At 69.6% G+C, this 9,632-nt stretch carries 6 protein-coding genes; 4 read left to right on the top strand and 2 right to left on the bottom strand.

What is annotated here, in order from left to right; genetic code table 11:
* The first annotated feature begins 170 nt into the window (after window positions 1–170).
* On the top strand, window positions 171–1,487 hold the full coding sequence (locus tag V6S85_RS24005; protein ID WP_334350519.1) for a bifunctional folylpolyglutamate synthase/dihydrofolate synthase: 1,317 nt from the start codon (window positions 171–173) through the stop codon (window positions 1,485–1,487).
* A gap of 80 nt (window positions 1,488–1,567) precedes the next feature.
* On the opposite strand, the gene V6S85_RS24000 is transcribed toward V6S85_RS24005, so the two are convergent.
* Window positions 1,568–2,584, bottom strand: coding sequence for a WD40 repeat domain-containing protein (locus V6S85_RS24000; RefSeq protein WP_334350518.1), 1,017 nt, complete (start codon window positions 2,582–2,584; stop codon window positions 1,568–1,570).
* A 222-nt stretch (window positions 2,585–2,806) separates the two neighbouring features.
* On the opposite strand from V6S85_RS24000, the gene V6S85_RS23995 reads away from it, so the two are divergent.
* The 3 genes from V6S85_RS23995 to V6S85_RS23985 all read left to right on the top strand — a co-directional run bounded on the left by V6S85_RS23995 (window position 2,807) and on the right by V6S85_RS23985 (window position 4,947).
* Window positions 2,807–3,256 carry a biopolymer transporter ExbD gene (locus tag V6S85_RS23995; protein ID WP_058349874.1) on the top strand — a complete coding sequence of 150 codons (450 nt, stop codon included), beginning with the start codon at window positions 2,807–2,809 and terminating at the stop codon, window positions 3,254–3,256.
* A 128-nt stretch (window positions 3,257–3,384) separates the two neighbouring features.
* Window positions 3,385–4,017, top strand: a complete 633-nt coding sequence (locus V6S85_RS23990) for a LysE family translocator (RefSeq protein WP_116569109.1) — start codon at window positions 3,385–3,387, stop codon at window positions 4,015–4,017.
* Window positions 4,018–4,119: 102 nt separating this feature from the next.
* Window positions 4,120–4,947: an SDR family oxidoreductase gene (locus V6S85_RS23985; protein WP_334350517.1), complete on the top strand. Its 828-nt coding sequence runs from the start codon at window positions 4,120–4,122 to the stop codon at window positions 4,945–4,947.
* A 53-nt stretch (window positions 4,948–5,000) separates the two neighbouring features.
* Here V6S85_RS23985 and V6S85_RS23980 read toward each other — a convergent pair whose 3' ends face one another.
* Window positions 5,001–9,578 carry a beta strand repeat-containing protein gene (locus tag V6S85_RS23980; RefSeq protein ID WP_334350516.1) on the bottom strand — a complete coding sequence of 1,526 codons (4,578 nt, stop codon included), beginning with the start codon at window positions 9,576–9,578 and terminating at the stop codon, window positions 5,001–5,003.
* Window positions 9,579–9,632: the final 54 nt, after the last annotated feature.

Here is a 9,632-nt window from a genome sequence, read left to right as displayed (position 1 = left end):
GCCCGCCCGAGCCCCCCGGGCGCGGCGGGGGGGGGGGGGGGGGGGGGGGGGCGCCGCCGCCGCGCCCCCCCCCCCCCCCCGCCGCACTCCGTCCCTCGCCCCCTCCGTCACGGCGCTGACAGCGCCGCGCCACCTCCCCCGCTCGCGGGGGAGGAGCTTTCGGGGCTCCCATGACCGACCACCTCCGCGCCCACGACGCCGCGCTGGAGCGCCTGCGGGCGCTGCATCCGCTGAAGATCGACCTGTCGCTGGGTCGCATGCGCCGGCTGTGCGCCGCCCTGGGCGATCCGCAGGACCGCCTGCCGCCGGTGATCCACGTGGCCGGCACCAACGGCAAGGGCTCGACCGTCGCCTATCTGCGCCACATGGCCGAGGCCGCGGGGCTCAAGGTCCATGTCTTCACCTCGCCCCACCTGGTGCGCTTCGTCGAGCGCATCCGCCTGGCCGGGACGCTGATTACCGAAGCGCACCTCGCCGATGTGCTGGAACGGGTCGAGGCCGCCAACGACGGCCAGGCCATCACCTTCTTCGAGATCACCACGGCCGCGGCCTTCGTGGCCTTCGCCGAGGTCCCCGCCGACCTGTGCATCGTCGAGGTCGGCCTCGGCGGCGTGCTCGACGCCACCAACGTCATCACGCAACCGGCGGTCAGCGTCATCGCGCCCATCGACCTCGACCACCGCGAGTTCCTGGGCGACACCATCGAGCAGATCGCCGTCGAGAAGGCCGGCATCATCAAGCCCGGCGCGCCCGCCGTCAGCGCCCGCCAGCAGGACGCTGTCGACGAGGTGCTCGACACCGCCGCGGCCATGGCCGGGGTGGAGCTCACGCTCATGGGCCGCGAGTTCGACGCCTGGGAAGAGCGCGGCCGCCTGCTGGTGCAGATGCAGGACCGCCTGCTCGACCTGCCCGCCCCCGCCCTGCCCGGCGAGCACCAGTTCGCCAATGCGGGCCTGGCCGTGGCCGCCCTGCTGGCCCTGGGCGCCCCCAGGATCGACGAGGAGGCCATGGGCCGGGGGATCGCCGGCACGGTGTGGCCGGCCCGCTTCCAGCGCCTGACGGCCGGCCCCTACGCCGAGGCTGCCCAGAAGGCGGGCGCCGACCTCTGGCTCGACGGCGGCCACAATCCCCATGCGGGCCGCGCCGTGGCCCGCGCCGTGGCGGACCTGGCCGCCCGCGACGGCCGCCCGGTGGCGCTGATCTCGGGCCTTCTGGCCAACAAGGACGCCGCCGGCTTCTTCGAGGCCTTCCGGGGCGTGGCGACCAAGGTCTTCACCGTCACCTTCGAAGGCCACGCCGCCGCCAGCGCCGCGCAGACCGCCGCCGCCGCCGAACTGGCCGGCCTGCGGGCGGCCGCCTGCGACAGCCTCGACGACGCGCTCAACCGGGCGCTGGCGCTGGAGCCGGTCCCGCACGTGCTGATCTGCGGCTCGCTGTACCTGGCGGGCGAAGTGCTGGGCGCGAGCGAAGAGACGTGGCCGGCCTAAGGACCCCGGCCATCACCTAGATCCCGTCATTCCCGCCCTTGTGGCGGGAATGACGGGCGGTCTTAGGGAGCCGCTGGCCCTCAGAAATTCCTCACCGAGATATCCGGCACGGCCAGCACGCCGGCCTCGCCGCTTTCGTCGCCCCAGGCCAGGCGCGTGCCGTCGGCGTTGACCGACAGGCTGCTGATCGGGGCGCCTTTCTCGGCCTTCAGGGTCTCGATGCGGCCCGAGCGCAGGTGGCAGGCCCAGATGCGACCGTTGTCCTGGCCGGCGATGGCCACCGGCAGGGCGTCGACTCCGGCGACCTGCACGACCAGCGAGTCGCGCGAGAAGCCGATCTCGGCGGCTTCCTTGCCCATCGGGCCGCTCGCGCCGGCGAACGGCCAGATCACCGCGCCGTTGGCGCCGGCCGTGGCCAGCAGCGCGCCCTTGTCGAGGAAGGCCATGCTCTTGATCTTGGCCGGATAGCCGCCCATCCGCATGTCCTTGCCGTCCGACAGGCGCCAGCCGTGCAGCTGGTTCTCCTGCATGGCCGAGACCAGGAACTTGCCGTCGGGGCTGTAGGCCAGGCCGACGTGGCTGCCGGCCCACTTCATCACCGTCGGCTTCTGGTCGGCGATACGGCCCCACCACAGCGACACGCCGCCGTAGCCGGCCGCGGCCAGGCGCTTGCCCTTCGGATCGAAGGCCACCGCCGACACCGTCTTCTCGTGCGCGTAGACACGGCGGAAGCTGTCGTCGGCGACGTCCAGCACGTGGACCTCCTTGCCGGCCGTGAAGGCGATCAGGCCCGAGGCGGGGCTGGCGGCCACGTGCTCGATCCACTTGCCCTTGACCTCGGCCAGCAGGGTGGCGACCAGTTCGTCGCCCTCCAGCCGGCTCCAGACCACGCGGCCGTCGTCGCCGCCGGTCACCAGGCCCCGGCCCGAGGGGTGGACGCAGGCGGCCAGCGCCGCGCCCCCCATGCCATGGGCCTCGACGGTGACGAAGCCGCCCTCGGCCTCGAATCGGACCGTGCCGTCGCCCAGGGCGAATCCGGCGCGTCCAGCGCGATCGAACAGGGCGGCGGTGACGTAGGCGTCGAACGAAAAGATCATGCGCGGGGGCTTAGCGCGGCCAGTTTCACAGCGCTAGTCGCGTCTTGCGCGAAGCCTTGAGCGGGAATCCGCCTCCTGAACGCCGTTAGGCCAAAAAGACTCACAAAAGGGGTTGCCAGCGCAGCGTCTCGTCGGGCTTTACTTCCGCGCTCGTCTGCGCCAGACGTGGCATCTAACAATTTCTGGACCGCCTGGGGGCGGTCCCCGGGAGACAGTCAGGCTATGGCGGCTAAACTTGCTGGCGGCGGCGGCGGTCGCTACTCGCTGAACCAGAATTCCGAAATCAACGTCACGCCCTTCGTCGACATTCTGCTCGTTCTGCTGATCATCTTCATGGTCGCCGTGCCTATGGCCGTGACCTCGATCAAGATCGATCTGCCGCCGGCCGTCCCGCCGCCGCCGAACGCGCCGAAGCCGAAGGAACCGGTGTTCATCTCGATCCAGAAGTCGGGCGCTCTGTTCATCGCGGACAAGCAAACCAGCCTCGACAACCTGCCGATCGACCTGGACGCTTCGTTCACCTCGAAGGGCCAAGCCGGTCCGAAGGACGATCAGCGCGTCATGATCCGCGCCGACGCCGACGTGCTGTACTCGGACTTCATGGGCGTCCTGAACCAGCTGCAGACCGCTGGCTGGTACAAGGTCGGCCTGATCAACGAAGACATCCACTAAGGCCGAGCGTGGCGGACGCCACGCTCTAAGGCACTAAGGACGGTTTTCGGATCATCCGAAAAAGTATCGAGGGGCCGGCGGCGAAAGCTTCCGGCCCCTTTTTCATGCCCGCTTGACCGGAGCCCCCGATGCCCGACGCCAAGACCTGGATCGCCTTCTCGCTGGTCTGCCTGGGGATGGCCCTGACGCCGGGGCCCAACATGCTCTACCTGGTCAGCCGATCGATCTGCCAGGGCAAGTGGGCCGGCATCGTCTCTCTGGCCGGAACCGCGGCGGGCTTCGTCGTCTACCTGGTCTGCGCGGCGCTTGGGATCACCGCCCTCCTGATGGCCGCCCCGATCGCCTACGACATCCTGCGCTTCGGCGGGGCCCTCTACCTGGGCTGGCTGGCCTGGCAGGCGATCAAGCCCGGCGGGCGCTCGCCCTTCCAGGTGCGCGACCTGCCCAAGGACCCGCCGGCCAAGCTGATGGCCATGGGGTTCCTGACCAACCTGCTCAATCCCAAGGCGGCGATGCTCTATCTGTCGCTGCTGCCGCAGTTCATCGATCCGAAGCACGGGAACGTGCTTTCGCAGTCGCTGCTGCTGGGCGGCACGCAGATCGCCATCAGCCTGTCGGTCAACGCCGCGATCTGCCTGGCGGCCGGGACCATCGCCGGCTTCCTAGCCACGCGCCCCAGCTTCGCGCTGGTCCAGCGCTGGCTGATGGCCAGCGTGCTCGGCGGCCTCGCCGTCCGCATGGCGACCGAGGCGCGCCGCTAGCCTCCAGGACTGCTGAGGATCGCTCAGCAGGCCATGGACGAGGCTCGGGCTAATCCCGGCCGCCCGACGGCGCTATGACGCCCTCCTGAGCAAGGAGAGGCCATGCGCGAGGTCATCGTCGTCATCGGGGCCGGCCAGATCGGCCAGGCCATCGCCCGCCGGGTGGGCGTGGGCAAGCGCGTGCTGCTGGCCGACATGAAGCCAGAGAACGCGCAGGCCGCCGCGGAGGTGCTGGCCGACGCCGGCTACGAGACCCACGTGGGCGCCGTCGACGTCGCCTCGCGACCGTCCGTCGAGGCCCTGGTGGCCACCGCCACGGCCCTGGGCGAGGTCACCGGCCTGATCCACGCCGCCGGCGTCTCGCCCAGCCAGGCGCCGCCCGAGGTGATCCTCAAGGTCGACCTCTACGGAACCGCCCTGGTGCTGGAACTGTTCGGCGCGGTGATCGCCCGGGGCGGCTCGGGCGTGGTCATCGCCTCGCAGTCGGGCCACCGCCTGCCGCCGCTGTCCGTAGAGCAGAACCACGCCCTGGCCACGACGCCGACCGAAGAGCTGCTGGCCCTGCCCTTCCTGGCCCCAGACCAGGTGACCGACTCGCTGAAGGCCTACCAGCTCTCCAAGCGTGGCAATTCCCTGCGCGTAGCGGCCCAGGCCGTGCGCTGGGGCGAGCGCGGGGCGCGGATCAACGCCATCAGCCCGGGCATCGTCATGACGCCGCTGGCCCGCGACGAGCTGACCGGCCCGCGCGGCGAGGGCTATCGCAGGATGATCGAAGGCTCTTCAGCCAAGCGCGCAGGCGCGCCCGACGAAGTGGGCGCGGTCGGCGCCCTGCTGATGGGTCCCGACGGCGGCTTCATCACCGGCAGCGACATCCTGATGGACGGCGGCGTCACCGCCGCCTGGTGGTACGGCGACCTGGCGAAGGGATGAGCGGCGGGGTCCTCCGGAGGCCCTGAAGGCCTCTCGGAGGACCCCGGCGAGGATCATCCGAACAGGATGTCCGAGCCCAGCAGGTGGCCGCCATGCGAGCCCATGAGCCACTCGATCGTCGCCCCCGTGGAGGCGTTGCGCCAGATGATGTCGGCGATGCCGTCGTGGTTGACGTCCTGCACCGCCGAGACGCTCCAGGCCGTCCCCATGGCCCCCGGGTCGACCGACCCGGCCCAACCGCCGTTGTTGAGCAGCCAGATGTCGTTCTGGCCGGTCTGGGTGTTGCGCCACAGCACGTCGTCGGTGCCGTCGCCGTTGAAGTCGCCCACTCCGGCGAACACCCACTGGGTGTTGTAGAAGCCCGGCTGCACCGAGCCGGCCCAGATGCCGTCCTTCAGCAGCCAGACGTCGACCTGGCCGGTTGTCGGGTTGCGCCAGAAGACGTCCGACGAGCCGTCGCCATTGAAGTCGCCCACGGCCTGGACGCCATAGTCGGTGTTGTGGACGCCCAGAACGAAGGAGCCGGCCGCTTTGCCGTTCTCGACCAGCCAGGCCATGGTCTGGCCCGTGGCGCGGTCGCGGTACAGCAGGTCGGTCGTTCCGTCGGCGTTGAAGTCGCCGTAGTTCTCGAGCGTCCAGGCCGCGCCGGGGCCGCCCGGGCTGAAGCCGGCCTTGTAGTAGCTGTAGTTCAACAGCCAGCCGTCCAGGCTGCCGTCGGCGTTCTTCCAGAGGATGTCGTCGAAGCCGTCGCCGTTGAAGTCGCCGACGGCGGCGATGGTCCCGCCGTGATTGCCCGGCGAGGCGGTCCCGATCACCTGGCCATTCTGCATCAGCCAGGCCTCGCTGCGGCCGGTCGCGCTGTCCAGCCACAGGAGATCGTTGAAGCCGTCGCCGTTGAAGTCGCCCGCGCCGGCATAGGACCAGTTGGCGGTATGCTGGCTGGGATCGGACGACCCGCGCCATTGCACGCCCGTCAGTTCCCACAGATCAAACGCCCCGGTCGCGTCGTTGCGCCAGAGCACGTCGCCATAGCCGTCGCCCGTGTAGTCGGCCACGCCCGCCACCGACCAGCCCGCCACGTGAGCGCCGGTCTTGCCGAACGAATTGACCGTGCCGCCGTTCGTGATGGCATAGATCTCGATGGTGTTGGCCGCGTTCAGGAACACCAGGTCCGAGACCCCGTCGCCGGTCATGTCGGTCACGCCGACCAGCGTGCCCGGCAGGTTGACCCGCAGGGTGACGTTGAATCCCGTCGCGGTCTGGGTGGCGATCTCCAGCGTGTTGGTGGCGGCGTTGACCCACAGGATGTCGGCCTTGCCGTCCTTGTTGAAGTCCGTAAGGCTCTTGACCATCCAGTCGGTCGACCGCGCGCCGCCGTCGAACGTGCTGACCTGCACGCCCTGGCGATAGATCTGACCGTTGAGGGCGCCGGTGGCGCTGTCGCGCCACAGGATGTCGGTCGAGCCGTCGCCGTTGAAGTCGCCAGTGCCCACGACCTGCCAGGTCGCGCCGGGGCTGTTGGGCGCGAAGCCGCCGATCCACGAACCGTTCTTGAGCAACCACACGTCGGCTTGGCCGGTGGCGTTGTTGCGCCACAGGATGTCGCTGTCGCCGTCACCGTTGAAATCGGCCACCGCCGCCACGCTCCAGCCGGCCCCGTGCGAGCCGGGAACCAGCGTGCCGGACCTTTGGCCGCGCTGCTGGGTCCAGATCTGGGTCGCGCCGGTGTTGTCGGCGAACAGGATGTCCTTGGTTCCATCGCCGTCGAAATCGCCGGGGGCCGAGACGCTCCAGGCGGTTCCCAGGGCGGTGGGGCCGCCGGCGCTTGTCGTGCGGCTGGGCAAGGTTTCCTGAGCCAGGACCTTGACCCCGTAGGTCCCGATGTTGGCCAGCAGGACCGCCGCGCCAGCGCCGCTGCCGTCGGCGTCCCACCACAGCGTGCCGTCGCTCGATTTGTAGATCAGGGTCGGCGCGTGCGCGCCCGGCGGGGCGTCGGCCACGAAAACCACGCCCGCCTGGCTCAGGTTGCCGGCCTGGACGCCGAAGCCCTTGGCGTCGAGCACGATGCGGTCGACGCCTCCACGGAAGTCGCTGATGACGTCGCCGCCCTCGCTGGGGCTGCGGAACACGAAATCGTCCGCGCCCAAGCCACCCGAAAGGAAGTCGGCTCCCGCGCCGCCGGTGATCACGTCGTCGCCGGCCCCGCCATAGATCAGGTCGGCGCGCGCGCCGCCCGTCAGGACATCGCCCGCCGCACTGCCCTGCACGATCAGTTGCGTGGTCGCCGGCGTGATCAGGTCGCTGCCCTGGACAACGGCGTTGCGCACGATCAGGCGCCCCTGGAAGACGCCGCGCGCATCAGGCGCGAACCAGACGTAGCTGTCGCCGTCCTCCTGCACCTCGATCAGCACCCGCGATCCGGCGACGGCGCCCAGGTCCAGCTTGTCGACGCCCGGACGGAAGTCGATCACGTAGTCGGAGCGGGTTGACGACGAATGGGCCGCATTGTTGACGGCGAAGGTGTTGGCCGCACCGGCGCCGCCCTCGAGGTATTCGATCTGGTCGGGGCTGCTGCTGGCGATGCGATCCGCGCCGTAACCGCCGACAACGTGCACGCCCCAGGAGCCGCTGACCGTCTGGGACTGGCTGGCGATGGCGCTGGTGTCGACATTGGCGGCGGTCAGGGTCACGCCCTTGACCAGCACCGCCCCGCGATAGCCGCCCAGTCCGTCGGCGTCGAACAGCAGCAGGCTGTCGCCGTTGCCCTGGGCCTGGATCTCGTAGGCGACGTTGGCGCCGATGCCGATCTTGTCCACGCCGACCTGGAAGTCGAACACCGTGTCGGGCGCGTCGAAGCTCGACTCCCGCGCATTGACCAGGAACAGGTTCTTGGAGCCTACGCCCGCGTACAGCAGGTCGGCGCCGCCGCCCCCGCCGATGATGTTGGTCAGGGCGCTGTCGGACGGCGCGCCGACGATCTTGTCGACGCCGTCGCCGCCGAAATAGGTCTCGCCCCGGCCGTCGCCGACGCGCGCGTCCATCTGGTAGCGGAAGCTGTTGGAAATCTGCGCCATGTAGACCGGGACCGGCGCCGATCCGGGCGCCAGGATCAGGTCGTCGCCCGAGATCCAGGCATTGGCGACGATGATCTTGCCGGCGAAATTGCCCTGGCCGTCGCCGCCGAACAGGATCGTCGTGCCGGCCGGCCCGCCGCCGCGGTTGACGTTGTCGTTATGGATGATCCGGACCTCGCCCGTCACCATCGACAGGTCGACCTTGTCCACGCCGTGGACGAAGTCGGTGATGGTGTCGGGCCGGGCGGAGGTGGAATCCTGCACCGACTCGAACACGAACCGGTCCTCGCCATCGCCGCCGCTCAGGATGTTGGCGACCGGCAGTCCCTGATAGGTTCCGACGCCCGGGCCGCCGATGATCACGTCGTCGCCGGCCCCGCCGCTGATATTCAGCACCCCGCCGCCGCCGCGGATCACGTCGTTGTACTGCGACCCGACCACGACTTCGAAGTTGCTGAGCGTGTCGACGCCCGCGCCGCCGGTGTCCTGCGCCACGCCCACCAGGCTCATGTCCAGGGTCAAGCCCGCAGTCGCGCTGCTGTAGTCCAGGGTGTCCCAGCCGTTGCCGCCGTCGAGCACGTCGTCGCCGGCTCCGCCGCTGATCCAGTCGCCGTTGTTGCCGCCGGTGATCCGATCGTTTCCGGCCCCGCCGCTGATCTGGAACACCGCATTGCCGACGCCGACGATCCGGTAGTCGCCCGCGCCGCTGGTGATCACCACCGTAGCGTCGCTCGCATTGACGGTCAGGTTTTCGACGCTGGTGAACTGATAGTTGGCGCCCGCCTTGTCCAGGAAGATCTGGCGGACGTCGTAGTTCAGACCCTGCCCCACGAGGGCGATCGAGGCGCTGTCGTTGCCCGCGCCGCCGTCGAAGCTCTGTCCGATGAGATTGCCGCTGACGACGAAGCTGTCGTTCCCCGCGCCGCCGAAGGCCTGCACGTTGGAGATCGAACTGATGATCACGTCGTCGCCGTCGTCGCCGTACACCTGAGTACGAGCCGAGGTGTCGTAGCCGAAGGTCAGGCCCGGATTCCTCACCACCTCGATCGTGTCCGCCCCGGCCCCGCCGCGAACCGTCAGCGCGCCTTGCAGGACCCTGATCGTGTCGTCGCCGCCGCCGCCGTCGAAGGTTCCGAGGCCGTTGGCGAGCGAGGCCGAGAACTGCAGCACGTCCGCCCCGGACGATCCCGTGAAGCCGGTGATCCCGGCCATCAGGCCGGCCGGATTGGTCGACAGGCCCGCCATGTCGAAGTTGAGACCGCTAAGCGTGAAGGCGGCGTTGGCGCTGTTCGGCGCGAACCCCTGGATGGAGGCCGTGTAGCCGCTGGGCGCGCCGCCACCCGCGGGATGAATGTAGTTGAACCCCGAGGTGAAGACGAAGGTCCAGCCGGCATAGGCCGTGCCGGCCGCGCCCACCACGGTCCAGGTGGTGCTGCTCTGCCCTGTCTGGGTCCAACGAGCGGTGGAGAAGACCACGGTCCAGTCGTTCACCGGATCCGAAACGCCATTCACGGGGGCGACGTAAGAGAAGGATTGTCCGTAGGAGAGTTGCGGCATGACACTCCGTTTCGCGACCGCAAGGGACGCAGCAGTTTACAACTATCAACCTTG

The organism is Caulobacter sp. CCNWLW153 (genome assembly GCF_036889365.1).
Classification (GTDB): Bacteria; Pseudomonadota; Alphaproteobacteria; order Caulobacterales; family Caulobacteraceae; genus Caulobacter; species Caulobacter radicis.
The sequence above is the reverse complement of the archived record's forward strand: the minus strand, read 5'-3'. Positions and strand labels throughout refer to the sequence as shown.

What these genes read in the sequence shown, in the direction of transcription:
- V6S85_RS24000 (WP_334350518.1), bottom strand. Translation starts at nt 2,584, where the DNA reads ATGATCTTTTCGTTCGACGCCTACGTCACCGCCGCCCTGTTCGATCGC.
- V6S85_RS23995 (WP_058349874.1), top strand. Translation starts at nt 2,807, where the DNA reads ATGGCGGCTAAACTTGCTGGCGGCGGCGGCGGTCGCTACTCGCTGAAC.
- V6S85_RS23990 (WP_116569109.1), top strand. Translation starts at nt 3,385, where the DNA reads ATGCCCGACGCCAAGACCTGGATCGCCTTCTCGCTGGTCTGCCTGGGG.
- V6S85_RS23980 (WP_334350516.1), bottom strand. Translation starts at nt 9,578, where the DNA reads ATGCCGCAACTCTCCTACGGACAATCCTTCTCTTACGTCGCCCCCGTG.
- V6S85_RS23985 (WP_334350517.1), top strand. Translation starts at nt 4,120, where the DNA reads ATGCGCGAGGTCATCGTCGTCATCGGGGCCGGCCAGATCGGCCAGGCC.
- V6S85_RS24005 (WP_334350519.1), top strand. Translation starts at nt 171, where the DNA reads ATGACCGACCACCTCCGCGCCCACGACGCCGCGCTGGAGCGCCTGCGG.